Origin of the sequence: Spiroplasma endosymbiont of Tiphia femorata (assembly GCF_964020225.1) — a bacterium.
Lineage (GTDB): Bacteria > Bacillota_I > Bacilli_A > Mycoplasmatales > VBWQ01 > Spiroplasma_E.
The window spans coordinates 753,723-776,579 of the sequence record NZ_OZ026544.1; the positions used below are offsets into that span (position 1 = coordinate 753,723).

Below are 22,857 nucleotides of genomic sequence, written 5' to 3' on the forward strand. Positions count from 1 at the left end.
CACTACTTGCTGTAGCTAAAATAATTGTAATAATTACACTTTAAATAATACTTATAATATTTGTTATGAATCCAATTTTAGCTCCAATGTATAATTTTTTATCTAATTTCTTTTCAACCTTATCCATTTTTTCTCCTTTTTTCTTAAAATCTTTTTTACATTTTAATATTCTCAATCTTAACATAAAAAAAATTTGGCATCGTGCTATTTTCCCATTGCTGGTATTTTCGCCGCTGGAGTGCTTAACTGCTGTGTTCGAGATGGGAACAGGTGTGACCACTCCGCCATGGACACCAAATAGTTTAGCAATTGCTCCCTAAAAACTAGAAACAGACATCTTTAAATTTGATTACTTTTGATTTGCAATAGAGAATATATTCTTCAATAAATCCTCGATCTATTAGTATCAGTAAGCTGAACATATCACTATGCTTACACACCTGACCTATCAACCTTGTAGTATTCAAGGGATCTTACTTCTTTCGAATGAGAAATCTCATCTTGGAACTGACTTCGCGCTTAGATGCTTTCAGCGCTTATTCATGCCCTACATAGCTACCCAGCTGTGCCACTGGCGTGACAACTGGTGCACCAGAGGTAGGTCCATTCCGGTCCTCTCGTACTAGGAACAGCTTTCCTCAAATTTCTTGCGCCCACGACAGATAGGGACCAAACTGTCTCACGACGTTCTGAACCCAGCTCGCGTACCGCTTTAATGGGCGAACAGCCCAACCCTTGGAAGCGACTACACCTCCAGGATGCGATGAGCCGACATCGAGGTGCCAAACCTCCCCGTCTATATGAACTATTGGGAGAGATTAGCCTGTTATCCCCGGGGTAACTTTTATCCGTTGAGCGACGGCCTTTCCACACAGCACCGCCGGATCACTAAGCCCAACTTTCGTTCCTGCTCGACTTGTATGTCTCGCAGTCAAGCACCCTTTTACCTTTGCGCTCTACATATGATTTCCATTCATATTGAGGGTACCTTTGGGCGCCTCCGTTACTTTTTAGGAGGCGACCGCCCCAGTCAAACTACCCACCAGACACTGTCCTTAGACCAGATTATGGTCTCAAGTTAGAATTTCAATATAGCAAGGGTGGTATCCCAATGGTGACTCCATGCCTACTAGCGTCTGCATATCAACGTCTCCCACCTATGCTGTACAAACTACACCAAAATTCAATATCAAGTTGTAGTAAAGCTCCACGGGGTCTTTCCGTCTAATCGCGGGTAACCTGCATCTTCACAGGTACTAAGATTTCACCGAGTCTATAGCCGAGACAGCGTCCGGATCGTTACGCCTTTCGTGCGGGTCAGAACTTACCTGACAAGGAATTTCGCTACCTTAGGACCGTTATAGTTACGGCCGCCGTTCACTGGGGCTTCAATTCAAAGCTTCGCTTATTACGCTAACAAATCTCTTTAACCTTCCAGCACTGGGCAGGCGTCACCCCCTATACATCGTCTTACGACTTAGCAGAGAGCTGTGTTTTTGCTAAACAGTCGCCCGGACCTCTTCACTGCGACTCATATTGCTATGAGCTCCCCTTCTCGCTAACTTACGGGGTTATTTTGCAGAGTTCCTTAGCTATAGTTATCTCGCTTGCCTTAGGATATTCTCCTTGACCACGTGTGTCCGTTCTCGGTACAGGCACCATGGTGATGTCTTTAGAAACTTTTCTTGGAAGTATGGCATCAAATGCTTCGTTACTAAGCGAACCGTTCACTCCCCATCGTACTTCAAGGTTAACGCTGTGCGGATTTGCCTACACAACCCTCTTTGTACTTAGCCCAGCACTACCAATCACTGGGACATTTTAGCCTTCTCCGTCATTCCATCAGTCACCATGGTGGTACAGGATTATCAACCTGTTATCCATCGACTACGCCTTTCGGCCTCGCCTTAGGTCCTGACTAACCCTGGGTGGACGAACCTAGCCCAGGAAACCTTGGTCAATCGGCATGAAGGATTCTCACCTTCAATCGTTACTCACGCCGGCATTCTCACTTCTAAACACTCCACTAGTCCTTCCGGTCTAACTTCGTCGCAGATTAGAACGCTCCCCTACCGCCCACAATATATGTAAACATATATATATATATAGACCCATAGCTTCGGTACAATGCTTAGCCCCGGTACATTTTCCGCGCAGAATCATTCGACTAGTGAGCTGTTACGCACTCTTTAAAGGATGGCTGCTTCTAAGCCAACCTCCTAGCTGTCTGAACAATTCCACATCGTTTTCCACTTAGCATTGATTTGGGGACCTTAGCTGATGATCTGGGCTGTTTCCCTCACGTCCATGGACCTTATCACCCATAGACTGACTGCCAGATATGTAACAATGGCATTCGCAGTTTAATTGCATTCAGTACCCCGAGGTGGGGCCATCATACATTCAGAGCTTTACCTCCATTGCACTAATTCTGACGCTAGTCCTAAAACTATATCGGGGAGAACCAGCTATCTCCAGGTTCGATTGGAATTTCACCGCTAGCCACAAGTCATCCACGGTCTTTTCAACGAACGTTGGTTCGGTCCTCCATTAACTGTTACATTAACTTCAACCTGCTCATGGCTAGATCACCTGGTTTCGGGTCTACGACCACATACTAAACGCCCTATTCAGGCTCGCTTTCACTTCGGCTCCGTCTTTTCAACTTAACCTTGCATGTAATCGTAACTCGCCGGCTCATTCTACAAAAGGCACGCCGTCACCCATTAACGGGCTCCAACTTGTTGTAAGCATATGGTTTCAGAAACTATTTCACTCCCCTCTCGGGGTACTTTTCACCTTTCCCTCACGGTACTGGTTCACTATCGGTAATTGGTTAGTATTTAGCCTTACGCAGTGGTCTGCGCAAATTCCAACAAGGTTCCACGTGCCTCGCCGTACTCAGGATACTGTCAAGAGATTTATACATTTCGCATACTGGGCTTTCACCATCTATGGCGTTGCTTCCCAACAACTTCTGCTATATATAAATTTTGTAACTCTTCATAGGTCGAACCTAATAGACAGTCCTATAACCCCAGTCTGACGACTGGTTTAGGCTGCTCCCTTTTCGCTCGCCGCTACTAAGGGAATCGCATTCGCTTTCTTTTCCTCTAGGTACTAAGATGTTTCAATTCTCTAGGTATCACTCTGCACAACTATGAATTCATTGTACAGTACTATCTGATTAAAGATAGTGGGTTTCCCCATTCGGACATCTCCGGATCAAAGCTTATTTCCAGCTCCCCGAAGCTTATCGCAGGTAATCGCGTCCTTCATCGTCTTCCAATTCCAAGGCATCCACCATACGCTCTTAATAATTTATTTTTAGAATATCCTATTGCAAGATAAAAATTATCTTATTTTTTTTAAAAGATGTCTATTATCCAGTTTTTAAAGAACAATTGCTCAGAGAAAACAATCCCTGAAAACTAAACAGAACAAAAGAAGTAATCCAATAAATCATCCATCTATTTTTTCTTGTTGTCTTGGTTTCTTATTAGAAACTAAACTCCATAGAAAGGAGGTGATCCATCCCCACCTTCCGGTAGGGATACCTTGTTACGACTTAACCCCAATCATCAACCCTGCCTTTGGCAGCTCCCTCCTTACGGTTAGGACACCGACTTCTGGCATTGCCAACTCTCGTGGTTTGACGGGCGGTGTGTACAAGACCCGAGAACGTATTCACCGCGACATTGCTGATTCGCGATTACTAGCGATTCCGACTTCATGAAGTCGAGTTGCAGACTTCAATCCGGACTGAGACTGACTTTTTGAGATTTGCTTGACCTCGCGGTTTAGCGACTCTTTGTATCAGCCATTGTAGCACGTGTGTAGCCCAGGTCATAAGGGGCATGATGATTTGACGTCGTCCCCACCTTCCTCTAACTTACACTAGCAGTCTCCTTAGAGTCCCCAACTTAATGCTGGCAACTAAGGACAAGGGTTGCGTTCGTTGCTGAACTTAACCAAACATCTCACGACACGAACTGACGACAACCATGCACCACCTGTATCCTTGTTAACCTCTACTATATCTCTATAGCTTCGCAAGGTATGTCAAGACCTGGTAAGGTTCTTCGCGTTGCTTCGAATTAAACCACATGCTCCACCGCTTGTGCGGGTCCCCGTCAATTCCTTTGAGTTTCACTCTTGCGAGCATACTACTCAGGCGGAGTACTTAATGCGTTAGCTACAGCACTGCCTCATGGCAACACTTAGTACTCATCGTTTACGGCGTGGACTACTAGGGTATCTAATCCTATTTGCTCCCCACGCTTTCGTGCCACAACGTCAGTAATAGGCCAGTTAGCCGCCTTCGCCACTGGTGTTCCTTCATATATCTACGCATTCCACCGCTACACATGAAATTCCACTAACCTCTCCTATACTCTAGTAATGTAGTTTCCAAGGCGGTTAGGGGTTGAGCCCCTAAATTTAACCTCAGACTTGCAAAACCGTCTACGCACGCTTTACGCCCAATAAATCCGGATAACGCTTGCCACCTATGTATTACCGCGGCTGCTGGCACATAGTTAGCCGTGGCTTTCTGGTAAGGTATGGTCGATACTAAAATCATTTCCTATTCTAGCACTTCTTCCCTTACAACAGACCTTTACAATCCGAAGACCTTCATCAGTCACGCGGCATTGCTCCATCAGGCTTTCGCCCATTGTGAAAAATTCCCTACTGCTGCCTTCCGTAGAAGTTTGGGCCGTGTCTCAGTCCCAATGTGGCCGTTCATCCTCTCAGATCGGCTACGCATCGTTACCTTGGTAAGCCATTACCTTACCAACTAGTTAATGCGCCGCATCCCCATCAATTAGCGAAGCAAATGCTCCTTTCATTATTATTTATCATTGCAAATAAATAACATATGCGGTATTAGCTGTCGTTTCCAACAGTTATTCCCCACTAAATGGTAGGTTAGATACGTGTTACTCACCCGTTCGCCACTAAAGTATTGCTACTTTCGTTCGACTTGCATGTATTAGGCATGCCGCCAGCGTTAATCCTGAGCCAGGATCAAACTCTCAATAAAATTGTTTTTGTTAAAAGATGATGTCTGACTTATTTAATTTTTAATAAAAAATTGACGGATTAATTCTTGTTCTATTTAGTTTTCAAAGATCGTTTTTTCTAGTTTGTAACCCATTTATTTTTGGGACAATAACAATAGTACAACATGCCATAATTATTGTCAACCTAATTATCATAAAAAAGCATTATTTTTTTAAAATTAAAATTATTAAAATTTTTTATAAAATTAAAAAAATAAAATATTATTTATTCTACTAAAAATTTAATAGTAATATAATCACTTTTAATTGTTAATTGATATTGACCAATACCAATAAAGTCATACAACTTTAAAGCAAGATTTTTAAATTTTTTATTACAATCATTATTTAAAAATAATATTTTTTCAATATTATTATTTTGTAAATCTTTCACTAATTTTGAATTAATCGTTTTATTTTCTGGTATTGATCAGTAATATTCTTTTGTTAATTTATTATAACTAGTTAATTTACCATAATTTGTTCCATCAATATCTGCAAAAATTACTGATTTATTTTCATTAAATGTCAAATGACCCGCTTGAAAGGCAATAATTTTTAAAGGTCCAAGTTTTTTATTAAAATTAACACGATTAATTGCACATAGTGCCTGATGCACAGTAAATGTTGATTGATAAGATAATAAAGGGTAATCTTGATTAAAATGTTCATTAAGTAATAATGTTTCATAATCTAGTTTATATTTAAGAATAATTTTTAGTTCATTAACAACTAATTTGTTATTTTCAATGAAATTTGTAACTAAACATGGTATTTCATTAAAATTTGGAAAAATACGATTAAATACTTTATTACTTGTAACCTCATATAATAATGATGCTATTAATAAATTGTCATAATGATAATTAATTAATTTAGTATCTAATTCTTGACTTAATCTTAAATAAAAATAATTAACTATTTGATAATCATTTAAAAATAAGAATTGTTTTAAGATATTTTGATTACGATTAGTATCATTATCATGGGTTTGATAATTTTTTATTTTTTTTGCTATTCGTAAATAAAAATCATTTAAAAAATTATAAAATTCTTGAATTGTCAAATCATAATCAATTAATATTTTAAAAATAGCATTATCATTATAAAGTTGATAGTATGATTGAATTACCAAATAAATTTTTTTTCGCGATTGATATCATTGCTTTAAATTAGTTAAAATGACGTTTTGACTTCTTGGTTCTAAAGTAATAGTACATCCATAAGGTAAATTAAAACTATTAGGTAATTGTTTATTAACATTGATAATATGTGAATTTGAAAGATTTTTAATACCAATCGTTATGTCATATTTTTTATCAATATTAGCAATTAAATCATAAACCTCTAAACAATGTTTAGTTTCTGTTTTTCTCAATCCTCTTCCTAATTGTTGCAAATATACTGTTTTTGAATTAGTTGGTCGTAATAAAATAATAGTATCAATTTCAGGAATATCAATTCCTTCATTAAAAATATTTACTACACATAAATAATTAATAATTCTATTTTTAAAATCATTAATTATTTTACTACGATTAGTTTGATTTTTACTTGTTAAAAAGTCTGCTTTTAAGCCCTGATTTTGCAAAAATCTAGCAACAATTTGTGCATGAGTAATGTTAATACAAAAAATTAAACAAATCCGATTACTATAAAATCCAATATAGTCATTAATTACATCTAATAATAACTTATTTCTTGCTTCAGTATTTAATTTTTTAAATAATTGCTGATCATTATTTAAATCAATACCAGTTAAATCAGCAGTAATGTCATCAATACAATAATAATCAAATGGTGATAAAAGTTTTTCATTAATTGCATCTCACAATCGTAATTCATGTGCAAACTCATTATCAAAATAATTAATAATGTTTTTATTATCTTCTCGTTCTGGTGTTGCTGTTAAACCAATAATTTGTTTAGGATGAAAATAATTAAAAATTGTCTGAAAAGTTTTGGCAGCCAAATGATGAGCTTCATCAAAAATAATAATATCAAATTGTTGATGTTTAAACTTATTTAGATGTCTATGTACAGTTTGTACTGTTGCAAATAAATATTGTTCTTGAAAATTATTTTGTTTACTATTTAAAATAGTTGCAAATTTTTTATCATTTATTACTTTTCGAAAAGTAATAATTGCTTGTTCAATAATTTCTCTTTGATGTGCTAAAAATAAAATTGAAGGTTTTTGATTATTATTTTCTTTGATTTGATTTAAATAGTCGAAAGCAGATACTACTGTTTTACCAACACCTGTTGCCATGACAATTAAATGTTTTGTTTTTTTAAGTTTTCTTCTTAACTTTAATTTATTAATTAAGGCAATTTGAAAATCATAAAGAAAATAATTAGTTGCTAATCATTGTTCATCTTTTTTATTTACAAGCAATCGATTATATTCAATTCGCGATAGTAATTGTAATCGTTGTTGTTCATTATTTAAATCAACTAAATTATCATTTCATAATTTATAATACTGATTTAAAATATTTTGATATAGTTGCTTATTATCAAATTCATTAATTTTAATATTTCATTCACGACCACTAGTTAAACCTTTTTGCGTTAAATTTGATGAACCAATTATTGCTGAAGAAAAACCTGAATTTCGTTTAAAGATGGCAGCTTTAATATGAATTCTTTCACTACGTTTTTCTAAATTATTTTCAACTTTAACTTTAATATTAGGATACTTTTTTATTATTTTAACTAATGCATATAAATTAACAAATAAAGCCATATCATCAAAAGTAGTAGTAATAAAATTAATAGTAATATTATGATTTAGAGCATAAGTAAATGATGAACGTAACTTATTAATAATTGAATTTGATATAAAAGGATAAATAAAGTATACTTCATCACAAGTTCTGATTTCCTGATTTAAATGATTAATTAATACTTGTTGGTTTTCATTAGTAAATAGAAAATTGTCACTTAATCTAATATTAGAAGTTAAAGGATTATCAATTATACTATCATTTACTTGTAATAAAATGTTATTACTAAATTTATTAGTAGTAAAATTACTTATGATTTGATTTAAAAAATTAATTTTTGCTTCTGGTGATTTAATCGTTTTTAATTGTTCAATTAAAATATTATTTAATTGTTTAACTAAATAATGATCAATGTCTTTAATTAATTCTTTTTCATCATTAATATGTGATGTTTGGAAATTATTGGTAATATCATCACTAATCTTTAATAATAAATCATAATAGCCCTTATTTTTCATACTCTACACTTCCTAATAATAAATAGTGTCTATTTTAATAAATTATAATCTATATTTTAATAAATTATTAACTATTATAAAATAATTTTGTAAAGTAAAAAACCTCTAATATTTAAAATATTATTTTAAATAAATAAGAGGAAGGTAATCTAAGATAAGATATATTCATATTTTATTTTTTTTCTGTTGATGATGTTTTTTCTGCTTGTAATGGATTAGTAATACTTACACCTTTGTATGCCTTGCATTTCATACAGGCATGATGTGGTTTAGTAATTGCTCCACAATTTAAACAGTTAGTTGTAGTTGTTGCAGATAAACTATCATGGGCACGACGTGTATTTTTACGCATTTTTGACGTTCTTCTTGCTGGTACTGCCATAGTCTGTTGCCTCCTTACTTTCGTATCTCATAAATTATATATTGATTTATCAGAAAAATCTATTTTTTTTGATAAGTTTTTCAAATTTTTGGAAATAAAATACTAATAAATCAAATATTTTATTTATTGTTATAAAATAAAAAATATTTTAATTATTTTATAATCCTAAAATAAGTTATTTATAATCGTGTTACATATTTATATTGAAAAGAATTATCTATATTTCAGTCTTTTATATCAATTTCTTTTTGAACTTCAGTTAGTTCATTATGTAAGTAATTAATTTCAGCTTTTACTTGTTCAAACATTCTTTCATAAATTTCCAAAATAACATCTTTATTTATATTTTCTATTTTTAATATTTTATTTTCATATTTGGCTAATTCTCTTTTTCTTTTTTAACATTTTTTAATTTGACTAACAGTTGTATTATCAACTTTGATAATTTTTCCTTTAACATAAAATGGAGAAATAAAATCATTCTTATTTATATTTTAAATATTATCACCTTTAATTATACTATTTTCGATTAAAAAAATTTTAATACTATATTTATTAATGTTACTTAAATAAATTTAGATAAAAAAATTGTAACTTTCATTAGTAACTTTTATTGTATATGATTTTTTTAAATTTTATAAATTAAAAATTAACAAGGAGTAAAAACAATTATGTCACAACAAAATAAAAACGAACAAAATACTTTCAATCAAAATGAAAAGCAATATTCATCAAAATGAAAAGATGAGATTCCCAATTGTTTAGCATTTGAAGTAGAGTATAGGATGACGAAAGCAAATTATATAAAAATTTGAATTGATTATTTTACATTTAAAAATTTGATAGATATTTATGTTTCAAATGTTTCTACAGAAGCTCGTCTTTTTGAAGAACTAAGAAGGTTTCCACGAATTGATAATACTAAATCAAATATTTGACTTACAGATATAGAAACAGGTTTTAACATTCTTTATAAAAACTTTCCAGAAATAAGAAATTTTTGAACAAAATTACCAACAGATGGATCACAAGGTTTAGTAGTCAAAACAAATAGAGATGGCGATTGAAATAAATGAGATTTTACAGTACACTATCAAAGCAAAGATCTCTAAATAAAAGAATGAAAGAGGTTTTTTAGAAACCTGTACATATTTGTTTTGCAAAGTACTAATTCAGATTAATTCTATCTTTAAATTTATTATAAATTGAACAATTCCTATTCAAAATTGAAATGAATTGTTCAATTTTTGTTATATTTTAATTACTAAGTAAAATATTTTGAAAAACTGCCATATCATTAAGAAAGACTTTTTTATTTCTGATGACTTTTTGTAATTGATGATTAATTATCTTTGCTTAGTAAATTCAATGTTAAATATTTTTAAACAGTATTATTTTCAATAATTTTCCTATCAAAATCAATCATTTTTAAAAAATAATATAAGCATTTTTCAAAAATAATTTTGTCTATTAAAGAAAAAACTTCTTTAAAAACAATCCTTAAATATCAATTTTTATCAAAATTATTAGTTTTCATAAATTGATTTTAATTATTTAAAGATAATAAATAAATGAAGTTAATGATTATTGTTTTCTCATTTTCTGTTTTAGATATTTTGTTCTTTCTTTTATATTTAGTATATAATTGTTGATTTACATTAATTAATAACCACCCTTAGTTTCTTGTCCTGAAATAATAGCAACACCATTACTAGTACCAATTCTAGTAGCACCAGCATTAATCATCGCCATTGCATCATCTTGATTTTTAATACCACCAGAAGCTTTAATTGCAACATGAGGACCAATATTTGCTTTCATTAATTTAATATCAGCAACCGTTGCACCACCATTAGCAAAACCAGTTGAAGTTTTAATAAAATCTGCTTTTACTTTAGTTACTAACTGACAAGCAATAATTTTTTGTTCTGTTGTTAATAAACTACACTCAATTATTACTTTTAAAATAATATTTTGTGGACATGCATTACGAACTGCTTGTAGATCTTGCAATACAAGTTTTTGATCATTATCCTTTAATGCACCAATATTAATAACAACATCAATTTCTTGAGTACCATCTTTAATCGCATTAATTGTTTCTGCTACTTTAGTTTGTTTAGTATTGGCACCCAATGGAAAACCAACCACTGTACATACTTTAACATTACTATTTTTTAATAAAGTAACAGCACGATTAACATAAAATGGATTAATACAAACTGCTTTAAAATAATAAGTTTTAGCTTCTTTACATAATGTATCAATCATTGATAATGTTGCTTCTGGTTTTAATAATGTATGATCAATATATTCATTTAAATTAATATTACTTTTCATAAACTTCAACTCCTAATTCATTTTCACTTTTAATAATTGCTTCAATAACTTCAAGATTCATTAAACTATGATTTAATCAATAATCTCGACTTAAATAATCTTTATTTTTAATCATTTTTACAAAATCATTTAATTCATATGTCATTAAACTTTCTTCATTAGTATTATCTGCGATTTCTTTTATTCCGTTTTTAGTATAAACCTTAATTCCACTTAATGGATGAACTTGTGATAAAACAAGACTACTATTATGACCTATAAATTCACTTTGTGCATAAGAGGTTACTCCTTTACTACAAGTAATAGTAGTAATAGTTCCATTTTCATGCTTCAAAATAACATGATTACTTAAATTAACACCATTAGGTAATTTAATTGCCATCGCTTTAACTGTTTTTACTTTACCTAATAAATACAATACTAATTGTAATGGATATACTAAACTATCATAAGTTGCACCTTTACCAAAATCTTTATCAAAAACAGAATCATATATTCCTTTTTCAACTGATGGCATTCTTGAAGAAATACGATTAAAATTAAGGTTAACTATTTCTGGATTTATTTCATGAACTAATTTTTTTAATTTAGAAAAAATAGGTAAATGAACAGTAACATAAGCTTCTAATAAAATTATTTTTTTACTTCTTGCTAAAGAAATTAGGTCTTTAACTTCTTCAACTGTAAAAGTAATAGTTTTTTCTACTAAAACATGAATATTATTATTTAAAAATAATTTACTTTGTTCGTAATGCAAACCATTTGGTGAAGCAATATAAATAGCGTCAATATGTTCTATCATTTTATTTAAATCATCAGTACTATGGGCAATATTATATTTTTTTGCTCATGTTTCTGCTTTATCTAAACTTCTTGAATATATACAAGTTATTTTAACTTTTTTATTAGTTAACGCTTGCTTTATAAATCTTTGAACAATTTTTCCAGTTCCAATAATACCAATTCTAATCATCTTGTACTCCTTTAACTTTTTAAACTTGTTTCATAATTAATGATTGACATTAAAAATAAAGGTGCAGTTTCGGCACGTAAAATTAATTTTCCTAAACTAATATTACTAAAATTAAGTTGTGTTAAAGTTGCAATTTCTTCTTTAGTGATTCCTCCTTCGGGTCCAACTATAATTGTTATTGATGATAATTTATTATTTATTTGACTAATCCAACTAGTTTCTGATGAATTTTCATATGCAACCAAATTAAGATGAGACCGATATCGTTTTAATTGTTTTAAATCAAAAACAACGGGTGTAACAATCGGAATTAAATTGCGATTTGATTGTTTGGCAGCAGCTTTTGCAATATTTTGTCAACGTAAAACTTTCTGTTCTGCTTTTGTTCTCGTTAAAATACTAACACATCGTTTTAACTGCAATGGCACAATTTGATAAACTCCCAATTGTACTGCTTTTTGAATGACTAAATCAAATTTTTGTTCTTTTAATAACGATATTACTAATGTGATTTTACATCTTAATTCTGAATTACTATTTGGCACTGTTTTTATAATTTCGCATTTAATAACTGATGTAATTTCAATAATTTTTGTTAAATATTTTTGTTCTTGATGAATAATAACTATTTCATCATTAATTTTATGACGTAATACTTTAATTAGATGTTTACTATCTTCTTCATCTAATATTAAAATATTATTAGTTTTATGGTTAGTAAAGTAGCATTCCATAGTCCACCTCTAATTTGATTATAACATAAGGTAAAACTCAAATTAACAAGTTTTAACTATCATCTTTAATTTCTAAAATATAAAATTTCTTTTTTCTTTTATCATGAAACTAAATTAAAAACTACTTAATTAATTAAGTAGTTTTTAATTATTTATAAAATAATACATTTTGCAACTTTAGTAGTAGCATTATTATCTATGTTTACTAAAGGTTTATCATTTATTATGTTCTTATTTTTATTACTTTCTTCGAATGTAGCAGCAACTTTTCCTCGTCTTTCTCTTTCTTTTTCTTTTCCAAAACTATTATTTACTTCATCTAATTTTTTTGCAAGTGAATCTTTATCTTTTGTACTTCATTTTTCATATGGTTCTCATGGCATATTTTTTTACTTCCTTTATTATTTTTTGAATATTTTTTCTACCCTTTAAATACTCAGTAAAATTATATATTTTTTATAAATGTAAATATAAAAAATATATAATTTTACTCTTTTTAACAAAACTATTAAAATTATTTTTAAAACAATATTTTATATTGAATAACTTCGTTGTTTTGTTACTGGACTAATTGGGGGTTGTATATCAGAAGAATTAACTATAACACTTAAATCAAAATTTTTAGCAACAGGATTAGTAACTGTTGGTTTTGCTTTATCTGGATTTTCTCACGTTATTTTATTACTTAATAGTTTATTTATTTTTTGCTTTTTCCTATTATCTAATTCTTGTTTTAAAATATTAAATTGTCTTTCTAATTGAGTTTCTACTTTATCACTTGTCAAGTCTCTAATTATTGTTTTAAATTCTTTTTTATCTTTTTCAATTTTTTCTTGATTTTTAAACATTTTATTATAAATTCATGAATCAACTTTTTTTATTGCAGTTGAAACTGTTGTTGCAGCAGTTTTAATAAATAAGCCAAGCGTAATTGAAATTAAACCAACTATAAGTTTGTCTTTTAATTCTGTTGCAATTTCCCTCCTTACAAAGGGTAAACAAGAAATCAATATTGGAACACCAACAGAAAGTACTGAAATAACACCCCACATTGTGAATTCCGCTATAGATGGTTTTTCTTTACATTCTGTTTGTTCTTTTATAAACTCTTTGATTGGTATTCTATCAAAATTATTATTATTATTATTTATTAATAAAAGATCATTTTTGTATTGACTTAAATTTTTATATTGTTTTGTTTGCGTTAATATTTGTATATTATCATTATCAAAGTTGTGAAAAAACATTATTTTTTCTGAAATTGATTGATTATTATGTATAAAAGTTGTTATATAATAACAATTATTATTTATTGTCAAAATTTCTTCATATATTTGTTTAACTTTTTTACCATTTTCAATTTTTTCTTGTTTAATTTCGTTTTCTAATTTTAATATTTTATTTTCATATTTTAATTCTTTTTGTAGAATGTTAATTTTATTAAGTTTAATTTTTAGTTTTTTTATTTTTTTCTATTTTTTGTTAATATTTTGGTTTTGTTCTTTTCATCATTATTTAAAAATTGTTTAATATCATTTTTTAATTCATTTTGGATATTGCTATTTATCTTTTGATATTCATTTAATTGTTCTTTTCTTTGTTTTAATTTCCTTAACCTAGTTGTTTTTTCTTTAATTTCATGTTCATATTTGGCTAATTCTCTTTTTCTTTTCTTTAACGTTTTTTTACCAAATAATTGACCACTAACTATTGCATTTTTAATTTTTTCTAAATTTTCCTTTGCTTTTTTTAATTCAAATTCAATTTTTAAAGTTTCATCATTATTTTCTTTTTGTAAATTTAATATTCTGTGTGCTCTTGCTTCTTCAATTATTATTTTCTTTGCTATTTGTTTATCAAGATCTAAAATTGTTACAGAATTATATCTATACTTTTGTGATCCATTTTCAATTATTTTAGTTTGTGATATTTGACTTGAATTAAAAGAACTAGTAAATTCAGTATTATTTATATTTTTTTTATTTTTTTCAAATCTTATTGTTAAGCCCCCATGTCTTGCTTTTATAGCAATTTCTGACTTATTTAAAATATCATTTATTCTTTGTTGTTTAATGATTTGATGAAATGTTTGCAAATTTGTTTTATCAGCCATTCTTTTTTCTCCTTTTTTTAAACAAAAACCCATTTACTTTAATTTAAAGTAATGGGTGATATAAACTCAATAATAATTATATGTTATCAAATTTTGTCTTTTTTACAACAAATTTCCATAATTCAAAAAATAAATAAAATTTTAAGTTTTAATTAAATTTAATAAAAATATATTTTTAAATATTATAAATGTTATACTTTAATATATTATTTAAAAATTAGTGTTTACATTTTTTTAAAATAAAAATTTAAAAAAATGTATTTTATTTTTACGGGGGTAAAAAATATGAAAAAAATTAGCAATAAAACAAAATGTATATTAGCATTAAACTGAATTACAATTATCACAGTTTGAATATTACATAAAAAAAGTACTGAAGAACTAGATAAAATAAATAATAGTTCAGAAAAAAATATAAATGAACTTGAATATAAAAAATTAAAAACAACTTTAACTGACTATATTACTTGATTAGAATACTATTCTAAAATTTTTGTTATTTTTGGCATAACTCTTACTACATTAACAGTAATAGAAATTTTATACCAACAAATTTTTTTCCTAATAAACCAATAACAAAAGAAATGAAAAAAATCTTTAACTTATCTGAAAAATTAACTTTTAATGAATTAAAAGAAATAAAAATTAAACTTTCAAAAATAAATATTAATATTCCAAAATTTAAAACAAAATATACGTTATTACAACAAACTAATATTATATTAGAAACAATTAATAACTACCTTGATAATGAAAATAAAACAAACTATCAACAATACTTAAATGAACTCTATACTTTAAAGTCATGATTAGAAAATCAAAAATCACTTTTCATTTGTGAAACTAAAAAAGATAACAAACAACAAAAATCATTAATTACCACATCCATAATACCTAAAACAAATCAATCAGTTAATAATATTACTAAATGTAATAATAAAGAATTATCTTCTCATTTTTTAGAAAATCTATGACCAAAATGATTTAATAGTATTTTAACTATAGAAGAACAAACACTACTAAATATTGCTTATCAAAAAGCAAAAGAAAAAGAAGAAAAAAATTTTGAAAATTATTAAAAGAAAATAAAGAAATAATAAAAAACAAAGGAATAAAACACTTTTTAGAAATAACATTTAAAATAAATAAAACTGAAAATAAAATAGCAAACATAGTAAATCAAGAAATATTATTTTCAGATATAAAAATTATTGAAAGAAAACAAAAATTAAACTTAACTTAAAATTTGACATTAAAATACTTATATAGTATAAAATATCAGTATAATTAAATAAATTTTGCCCTTATATGCTAGTAATATGGACTAGTGTTTCTACGTTTAACCAGAAATTAAACACTATGGGTTTATTAATGATTTTTTGTCATGATAAATCAACATCAAGCACTTGGGAAATGTTGATTTTTTTATTTTTAAATTAACTCTAAGAAAGGAATAAAATATGTTTTATAAAAAAACAATTAGTAAGTTTTTTAAATTTGATAGTCTTAATGCTACTTTTAAAAAAGAAATTATTGGTGGTTTAACAACTTTTTTAGCAATGGTTTACATTTTATCTGTACAACCTAGCATTTTATCAAGTGCACCAAGTATTAATGTCAATAATGGGAATATGCAATTTGGGGGAATTTTTATTTCTACTGCTATTGCTGCATTCATTGGTACAGTGATTATGGGATTATCTGCTAATATGCCAGTTGGATTAGCACCAAGTATGGGATTAAATGCTGTATTTACTTTTAATATTGCTAATAATGGAATTGGATATGAAGGAGCTTTAATCGCAGTAATGATTTCTTCCATTTTATTTTGTTTAATATCTGCTACAAAAATTAGAATGTTAATCATACAATCATTACCACAATCAATGAAATTAGCAATTGGTAACTGGTATTGGTTTTTTTATTGCATATATTGGTTTTAAAAATATTGGCTTGGTAGAAATTAGTGGTAGCGGTTTACCAATTGCCTCATTAGCAAATTTAAAAGATAACTGACCATTAATTTTAATGGGAATTTTTGTTTTAACTCTAATATTCATTTTATATTTTAAAAAAGTTCCAGGAGCAATTGCATTAGCAATTTTATGCGGTCTAATAATCTCATTAATTATTGGTAATGTTAGTAATAGTGATTTTATTAAAAAAAACTTTGCACATTGAACTAATTGAAGTTACTCAGATTTTAGTTCTTGAAAAATTAATTTAAACAATACCTATAATGCAATTGTAAATCCGAAAATTTGAAGTTCACCAACAATGTATATTGCTATTTTTGTCTTTTTATTTGTTTCTTTCTTTGATGCAACAGGTTGTTTATATTCAATTACTCATCAAATTAATGAACAAGTTAATAGTAATTATGAATTAAATAAAAAAGCATTAATGGCTGACTCATTTGGTACATTATCAGGTAGCTTAATTGGTTGTTCACCAATTACTACTTATATTGAATCTTCAACTGGTGTTGCACAAGGTGCTAGAACCGGATTTTCAGCAATAATTACTGGAACAATGTTTTTAATTGCTATTATTTTATATCCAATATTTAAGCTAATTACTCCTTGTGTTTCTGGAGCAGCTTTAATTTTTGTTGGTAGTTTAATGATAAAACAATTAATAAACATCGAATGAAAAAAATCTGAGATTAGTATTGCGGCTTTCTTTACAATTATTATTATGATAATTACTTATTCAATTACTAATGGTATTGCAATTGGTTATTTGATTTATACTTTGGTATCAATAATTAATAAAAAATATAAAGATATTCATATTATTACTTATATTCTTGATCTAATGTTCATTGGTTACTTTATTGCTTATGCTTTTGTTCAATAATATATGATATATTATCGGTGTTATTTACTAAACTACTTTTACTCATAAAACTCAATTTATAAAATTAATATATAATTTATACTAGATTAATTAAATTAATTAAGTATCGTTTTTCTTTTATTATTTGTTTTTATAATTTTTTATGTTAAGATTTGTTTATTATTAAAATGTATAAAATTGGTTTTTTAAAACCTAGAACGCGGAAGTTTTATATATGGATATTCAACAAGATTTTTATGTTAAAAAAATTTTTTATGCTTGTTATGTTAAAAATGTTGTTTTACCTATTTCTTTTTTAAATAATATTGGAAATAAAAAAGGTAAATGTTATGTTGGAAATAAACAAAAATTGAGAAATAATACTTCTCGTACTAAAACTAATTTAATTCAAAAAGCATTACATAATTTTTATAATAGTAAAATGTTAAGTTTTGTTACTTTGACTTATAAAAATAATATGCAAGATATTAAAAAAGCAAAAAAAGATATTGGTTTATTTTTTATTAAATTAAAAAAGTGATGAAATGACCCTAAACGTTTTCAAAATTTAGGAGAATTAAAGTATTTTTATGTTTATGAATATCAATCTCGTGGTGCTATTCATTTTCATATAATTTTTAATAGAAAGATATATAAAAGTATGTTAGCAGAATGATGAACTCATGGTTTTAATGATTTAAAAGTAGTTAAAAAAGGTACAAATGAATTTGTTGTTAAATATTTAGGAAAATATGTTACAAAAGCCATGGATGATGTTAAATCTATAAATCAGACAGATGTAGGTGTAAAGGCTTATGCTTTTAGTCGTAATTGTAAAAATCCTCTTGTTGTTCGTGGTATTAAAAAATTGACAATTGGAGATATAATTAAAGCAAGTTTTAATGCAACAAATGTATTTTATTTTAAAACTCAAAGAGATAGTAATGGTGATACTGTGATGATTGGTGTTATTATTGAGAGTACTGTTGTAAATGATTATTTTAAAGAATATGAAGATTACGAAAAATATGTATATTTAAGTGCTTTATCGTATAAACATTATTTATGGACTAGTGAAATTGGTTATTTAAATCATAGAGATAGAGATGTTTTGACTTGGGTTTATAAAGTTTTTGGTAGTAAAGTTGAAGAAATAAATTTTAAGAAAAAAGTTTTATATTAGTTTAATTTTTAGTATTTTTTTTATTTTTTTAAATTATAATAAAATATAAAAGGAGAAAAAAATGGATACTAAAACAATAATTGAAATTTGTACTAGTATTATTAGTGCTATGTCTGTTATTATAACTTTAGGAATTACTATATATTTTCAATTTGAAAATAGAAAAAGAACAATTAGAACAGAATTATATAAAGAATTAGAAAAGATTTGAAATAAATATCAATTTTTTTCTTATGAAGAGAAAAATTTACTTAGAGATTATAAAAATGAAATAATAGGTAGTAAACAACTTTCAGTAAAAGAAATGTCAAAACAATTTATAACACATTTTAATTCGTATTTGTGAGAAGTAAATATTTTATTATCTATTTTTAATTTCGAAAATAAATATGAATGTTCTCAATGTAGAAGTATTATTGATACAAAAAAATGAGATGAATTTACTAATTCATTATATAATAGGAAAAAAATAATTGATTGAAGTGTAATTTTTAAATTCTTTTTAGTAACTGAAAAAAACAAGTTAAAAATTATGATTGCTATTTGCCCGAATTGTTTAAAAAATGATTTAAAATAATAAATTTAAAAATTTTAAGTTTTATCATAAAAAATTAAATTATTAAAGAATATACTTGTATATATATATATATAATGGTTAATGAACATTAGTGATTATTCGCGTTCTTACTAATGTTCATTTTTTATTTTTAGTTGAAATTTTATATTTTTATGATATATTATTAGTAAGTATAGGTTTACCCTACTATGCTTGACTTATTAAATTAAATTTTAATGAACGCGAAAGGTTAAGTATTTTTTTATGTTTAAAGTTCAATTAGTTAATATTGAAAAAGGGCGTATTATTCCCGATAAAAATAATAAAGGTCAAACATTAAAGTTTGATGTTTTGAAGTTTGTAGAAATAAACAAACAAACAAGTGTGCCAACTGGTCAAACACGTGATAAATGATATAATCCGGAATTTGCTAGTGATTTTAATAATTGTTTATCTACTCTTGATTTAAAAGTTGGTAATTTTTATTCACTTGAACTTGATTTAAGCGGTAATATTAAAAAACTTTCTAATTGAAAATAGTTATTTATTAAAAGGGTAATTTTAAATAATTATTTTATGTTAGGAGTTAATTTTAAATTATGGCTAGAAGTAATAATTGTTCTTGTGGACAACCGTTTCATTTAGCTATTTATATGTGTAAACTTTGTGACCAAGTTATTTGTCCTAAAAGAGTTTTACAAAACTTATATACTAGAAAATATTATTGTCCAAATTGTATATTAGATATTGCTTTAAATAAGGCAATGAGACAGCAAGAAAGTAAGTTAAATTATGAGACATAAATGTAGTGATTGAACTTATGAACGAGTATATGGTTGTGAAATGTGTTACAGAGTTGCTAATGAAATGGAACGAGTAAAAAAAGAGAATAAAAGAAATAAGTAAAAATTAAATAAGGGACTTATATATGGATTATATATTTTTCATTAAGCCCCAATGGATTAGATTATAATTCATAAATAAGCTCCTTATTAGTATATAAAGTAAGGAGTTTTATTTATGCCTAATGAATTAGAGCAAACTAGTAATTATACTTTAACTAAAATTTTAAGAACTGGATTAAGTCCATTAAGTGCTATGGTAGGTGTTAGTGCTTATTATGGTCAATATTTAAAAGACCCAGTATTAGGTTCTATAAATTCTTTGTTATTTAGTAAAAAGTTAGGAATTGATATATGGAATATTAATCAAAGACCAACTACTAGAAATAAAGTTATTAATAGTTATAAAAAGATATTTTTAGGTTTAGGGACTATTGGTTTAATTAACTATGCCAAGTTTGTTCAGTATGTAGATAAGTCAGTTTCTTTATTAAGAGATGAACCTTGTTTTTGGCCGCCTTGTCCTACTGAACCACCAATTCCTACTCCAATACCAACTCCTAATCCAGTAATTGATAAGCCTTTTGTAGATTGAGATACTTATATATCTTTAAATAGTTTTGGTATAGCGAATGTTATTAGTGGTTTAACTGAGTTAATACCTAATAAATTTGAAGCAATAAGAAAGATATGTAATATGGCTACTGGTGGATGTTTGATTAGTAGTGGTGTTGCTATGGGAATTAATAATAATTTTAATAATTATTTTGCTATTCCTACGATAATTGCGGGAGCAAGTGAAATTATAAATAGTTTATTGTTGCCATTAGGCAATACACATAATAATATAGAGTTACAAGAAGTATTTACTGATGAAAGAGCAAGATTAATTAACACTAGTGTTAGTGATTATCAAAGTACAAATGACAGTATGGTTGATGTTGATTTAAATGATGATAATATGTCGGAGATTAATTTAGATAGAGCAAGTTTAAACTGGGATTATTCTTATGCTTATACATTAGGTGGTGTTTAAAATGAAAAAAGATAAATGAAAAAATATGCCAAGACAAAAGTTACATAAGAAAAAAGCAAAGCGAAATTTTGAACAAAGATTAAGTGAAAATATGAGTTTTGATAATTTTTTAGGAGGTAAAAAATAATGGTTAAATGAATAGTTGTAATATTGGCTGTGTTTGCTACTTCTTGGTTTTTTAAAGGTACTATTAAAAAGTTAGTTTGAAAATTTAAACATAAAAAACATGATATAGTTGATCCCGATTGTTGATATTGTAAAGAACAAAAACGGAAAGAAAGAGCAAGAAAAGAATTAGAGGAGGGAGGTGATTAAAATGCCCGCAGGTTTAACCGCACTATTAAATATGATTGGAGGTATTGGCCAAAAATTATTAGAATCTTTTAGTTATGTATTTGATTGAGTATTTGCTGGTGATTCAATTATGACAAATTGACCAGTTTTAATTCCAATATTTATGATGGTCTTAGTATTTATTAAAGAATTTATAGGACATATTATTCGTGGATTTAGGTAGAAAAAACTAAAGTTGTTTTTAGGAGGTAATAGTTATGATTAAATTATTTTTTGCAATAATTTTTGTTTTTCCTTTATTAGGTAAACTTTTACCTTCTTTAAATAATATTGTGCAAAATATTTTGCAAAGTTATATTACTGATTTTTCCGGTTTACATAATTTATCTTTGGTTATTAAAAGTTTTATTTTTGGTGATAGTTCACAACAAATAGTTTCTATGCCAGCACCATTGTTAGCAATTATTTTAGTACTTTTTACTTTTTCATTAATTTTAAAATTATTAAAAATAATATAGGAGTAGTTTATTATGGGTGTTGCTTTTATTTCAAAAATTTTAGAATTATTTGCGCAAATTTTTATGAAATTTTGAAATTTGCCAATGGCAGATTTGGGTTTTAATTTGGGGACTTTTGTTGTTTTTATTCTTTTAATAAAGTTTGCTATGTCAGTTTTTTTAAATATTGATATTCAGCCAGTTTTTACATCGGGTACTGTAAAGCAAAGTTATAGAAATATTAAAGGAAGTTCAAAATTTGTTGGAAAGCAAATTGCTAAACAACATGAAAGAAAACGTTTAAGAAATAAGGCTAAGGGTGTTGAAAATAAAAAAGGGAAGTTTGTAGGTGCTTAATTTATGAGTGATTTTGTTAATAGTATATTGCATTTAATTTTTATATTTTCTAGTAATGATATTAGTATATTTTTAAATCAACCAAATATTACTGATGAAGTTTATATTTTGTTTAATTTGACTTTTTGGTTGGTATTAGGTGTATTTTTTAATTTTATTTATCGTAGTATTAAATTTGTTTTTAGGTCATTATTTGGGTAGGTGTTAATTATGAGTGTTTGAGATATTTACAATAAAATACATCAATGTATAGTTGATTATTGAACTATGTTTATAGGTAGTCCAGTTGATGATTTTACTACTATTTTATGAAATTTAGTGGTTTATGGAACTCAGTTTTTTATTGGATTTATTATATTTTATGGTTCATGGTGAATTTTAAAATGTTTATTTGGTAAATAA

27 protein-coding genes, 3 rRNA genes and 1 riboswitch are annotated in these 22,857 nt (G+C 27.3%); of the genes, 17 read left to right on the top strand and 13 right to left on the bottom strand.

Translation table 4 applies throughout. From position 1 onward, the window contains the following. Positions 1-191: 191 nt before the first annotated feature. The 6 genes from rrf to AACK83_RS04765 all read right to left on the bottom strand — a co-directional run bounded on the left by rrf (position 192) and on the right by AACK83_RS04765 (position 9,018). Positions 192-298: ribosomal RNA gene (gene rrf, locus AACK83_RS04740) — 5S ribosomal RNA — on the bottom strand. 82 nt (positions 299-380) lie between these two features. Beyond that, a 23S ribosomal RNA gene (locus tag AACK83_RS04745) occupies positions 381-3,327 on the bottom strand. 192 nt (positions 3,328-3,519) lie between these two features. Then, a 16S ribosomal RNA gene (locus AACK83_RS04750) occupies positions 3,520-5,044 on the bottom strand. The 16S, 23S and 5S rRNA genes sit together here, the layout of an rRNA operon. 245 nt (positions 5,045-5,289) lie before the next feature. After that, the gene (locus tag AACK83_RS04755; protein ID WP_338959607.1) at positions 5,290-8,310 is read right to left on the bottom strand and encodes a DEAD/DEAH box helicase family protein; all 3,021 of its coding nucleotides are present in this window, start codon (positions 8,308-8,310) and stop codon (positions 5,290-5,292) included. 172 nt (positions 8,311-8,482) lie between these two features. After that, on the bottom strand, positions 8,483-8,692 hold the full coding sequence (rpmF, locus tag AACK83_RS04760) for a 50S ribosomal protein L32 (RefSeq protein ID WP_338959609.1): 210 nt from the start codon (positions 8,690-8,692) through the stop codon (positions 8,483-8,485). A 179-nt stretch (positions 8,693-8,871) separates the two neighbouring features. Then, a complete protein-coding gene (locus AACK83_RS04765; protein ID WP_338959612.1) occupies positions 8,872-9,018 on the bottom strand; it encodes a hypothetical protein in 147 nt (48 codons plus the stop codon). A 345-nt stretch (positions 9,019-9,363) separates the two neighbouring features. Here AACK83_RS04765 and AACK83_RS04770 point away from each other — a divergent pair, with 345 nt between their 5' ends. Further along, positions 9,364-9,804, top strand: a complete 441-nt coding sequence (locus AACK83_RS04770; protein ID WP_338959615.1) for a hypothetical protein — start codon at positions 9,364-9,366, stop codon at positions 9,802-9,804. Positions 9,805-10,073: 269 nt separating this feature from the next. On the opposite strand, the gene AACK83_RS04775 is transcribed toward AACK83_RS04770, so the two are convergent. The 7 genes from AACK83_RS04775 to AACK83_RS04805 form a co-directional block, all read right to left on the bottom strand. Further along, complete coding sequence (locus AACK83_RS04775; RefSeq protein ID WP_338959618.1) at positions 10,074-10,229, bottom strand: hypothetical protein; 156 nt, start codon at positions 10,227-10,229, stop codon at positions 10,074-10,076. Positions 10,230-10,354: 125 nt separating this feature from the next. Continuing rightward, complete coding sequence (gene deoC / locus AACK83_RS04780) at positions 10,355-11,032, bottom strand: deoxyribose-phosphate aldolase (protein WP_338959620.1); 678 nt, start codon at positions 11,030-11,032, stop codon at positions 10,355-10,357. After that, complete coding sequence (locus AACK83_RS04785; protein ID WP_338959623.1) at positions 11,022-12,005, bottom strand: Gfo/Idh/MocA family oxidoreductase; 984 nt, start codon at positions 12,003-12,005, stop codon at positions 11,022-11,024. Before AACK83_RS04785 ends, deoC begins: the two co-directional genes overlap by 11 nt. A gap of 11 nt (positions 12,006-12,016) precedes the next feature. Then, complete coding sequence (locus tag AACK83_RS04790; protein ID WP_338959626.1) at positions 12,017-12,739, bottom strand: RsmE family RNA methyltransferase; 723 nt, start codon at positions 12,737-12,739, stop codon at positions 12,017-12,019. Between the two features lie 152 nt (positions 12,740-12,891). Continuing rightward, entirely contained in the window at positions 12,892-13,122 is a 231-nt protein-coding gene (locus AACK83_RS04795; RefSeq protein WP_338959629.1) for a hypothetical protein, read from the bottom strand. Positions 13,123-13,272: 150 nt separating this feature from the next. Beyond that, positions 13,273-13,986: a hypothetical protein gene (locus AACK83_RS04800; RefSeq protein ID WP_338959632.1), complete on the bottom strand. Its 714-nt coding sequence runs from the start codon at positions 13,984-13,986 to the stop codon at positions 13,273-13,275. Between the two features lie 215 nt (positions 13,987-14,201). Further along, positions 14,202-14,852 carry a hypothetical protein gene (locus tag AACK83_RS04805; protein ID WP_338959633.1) on the bottom strand — a complete coding sequence of 217 codons (651 nt, stop codon included), beginning with the start codon at positions 14,850-14,852 and terminating at the stop codon, positions 14,202-14,204. 285 nt (positions 14,853-15,137) lie between these two features. Here AACK83_RS04805 and AACK83_RS04810 point away from each other — a divergent pair, with 285 nt between their 5' ends. The 16 genes from AACK83_RS04810 to AACK83_RS04885 all read left to right on the top strand — a co-directional run bounded on the left by AACK83_RS04810 (position 15,138) and on the right by AACK83_RS04885 (position 22,857). Beyond that, entirely contained in the window at positions 15,138-15,428 is a 291-nt protein-coding gene (locus AACK83_RS04810; RefSeq protein WP_338959635.1) for a hypothetical protein, read from the top strand. A gap of 8 nt (positions 15,429-15,436) precedes the next feature. Beyond that, on the top strand, positions 15,437-15,931 hold the full coding sequence (locus tag AACK83_RS04815; RefSeq protein ID WP_338959637.1) for a hypothetical protein: 495 nt from the start codon (positions 15,437-15,439) through the stop codon (positions 15,929-15,931). Positions 15,932-16,134: 203 nt separating this feature from the next. After that, a riboswitch (purine riboswitch) is annotated at positions 16,135-16,232 on the top strand. 80 nt (positions 16,233-16,312) lie between these two features. Further along, on the top strand, positions 16,313-16,795 hold the full coding sequence (locus tag AACK83_RS04820; protein ID WP_338959640.1) for a solute carrier family 23 protein: 483 nt from the start codon (positions 16,313-16,315) through the stop codon (positions 16,793-16,795). After that, positions 16,752-17,711 (top strand): NCS2 family permease, encoded by a 960-nt coding sequence (locus tag AACK83_RS04825; RefSeq protein ID WP_338959643.1) that lies wholly within the window; start codon positions 16,752-16,754, stop codon positions 17,709-17,711. The genes AACK83_RS04820 and AACK83_RS04825 overlap by 44 nt, the downstream gene beginning before the upstream one ends. Positions 17,712-17,925: 214 nt before the next feature. After that, positions 17,926-18,873, top strand: a complete 948-nt coding sequence (locus tag AACK83_RS04830) for a rolling circle replication-associated protein (RefSeq protein ID WP_338959646.1) — start codon at positions 17,926-17,928, stop codon at positions 18,871-18,873. Positions 18,874-18,934: 61 nt separating this feature from the next. Next, positions 18,935-19,450 carry a hypothetical protein gene (locus tag AACK83_RS04835; protein ID WP_338956756.1) on the top strand — a complete coding sequence of 172 codons (516 nt, stop codon included), beginning with the start codon at positions 18,935-18,937 and terminating at the stop codon, positions 19,448-19,450. Positions 19,451-19,693: 243 nt separating this feature from the next. Next, positions 19,694-19,969, top strand: a complete 276-nt coding sequence (locus AACK83_RS04840) for a hypothetical protein (protein WP_338956755.1) — start codon at positions 19,694-19,696, stop codon at positions 19,967-19,969. 59 nt (positions 19,970-20,028) lie between these two features. After that, positions 20,029-20,232, top strand: coding sequence for a hypothetical protein (locus tag AACK83_RS04845; protein ID WP_338956753.1), 204 nt, complete (start codon positions 20,029-20,031; stop codon positions 20,230-20,232). 217 nt (positions 20,233-20,449) lie between these two features. Further along, positions 20,450-21,307, top strand: a complete 858-nt coding sequence (locus tag AACK83_RS04850; protein WP_338956752.1) for a hypothetical protein — start codon at positions 20,450-20,452, stop codon at positions 21,305-21,307. A 1-nt stretch (position 21,308) separates the two neighbouring features. Continuing rightward, positions 21,309-21,434, top strand: coding sequence for a hypothetical protein (locus tag AACK83_RS04855; RefSeq protein WP_338956654.1), 126 nt, complete (start codon positions 21,309-21,311; stop codon positions 21,432-21,434). Then, positions 21,434-21,622: a hypothetical protein gene (locus tag AACK83_RS04860; protein WP_338956750.1), complete on the top strand. Its 189-nt coding sequence runs from the start codon at positions 21,434-21,436 to the stop codon at positions 21,620-21,622. The genes AACK83_RS04855 and AACK83_RS04860 overlap by 1 nt, the downstream gene beginning before the upstream one ends. Position 21,623: 1 nt before the next feature. Then, positions 21,624-21,824: a hypothetical protein gene (locus tag AACK83_RS04865; RefSeq protein ID WP_338956748.1), complete on the top strand. Its 201-nt coding sequence runs from the start codon at positions 21,624-21,626 to the stop codon at positions 21,822-21,824. 34 nt (positions 21,825-21,858) lie between these two features. Further along, the gene (locus tag AACK83_RS04870; protein WP_338956747.1) at positions 21,859-22,119 is read left to right on the top strand and encodes a hypothetical protein; all 261 of its coding nucleotides are present in this window, start codon (positions 21,859-21,861) and stop codon (positions 22,117-22,119) included. A gap of 12 nt (positions 22,120-22,131) precedes the next feature. Beyond that, positions 22,132-22,455 carry a hypothetical protein gene (locus AACK83_RS04875; protein ID WP_338957437.1) on the top strand — a complete coding sequence of 108 codons (324 nt, stop codon included), beginning with the start codon at positions 22,132-22,134 and terminating at the stop codon, positions 22,453-22,455. 3 nt (positions 22,456-22,458) lie between these two features. Further along, positions 22,459-22,656 carry a hypothetical protein gene (locus AACK83_RS04880; protein WP_338956743.1) on the top strand — a complete coding sequence of 66 codons (198 nt, stop codon included), beginning with the start codon at positions 22,459-22,461 and terminating at the stop codon, positions 22,654-22,656. 9 nt (positions 22,657-22,665) lie between these two features. Further along, positions 22,666-22,857 (top strand): hypothetical protein, encoded by a 192-nt coding sequence (locus AACK83_RS04885; RefSeq protein ID WP_174481228.1) that lies wholly within the window; start codon positions 22,666-22,668, stop codon positions 22,855-22,857.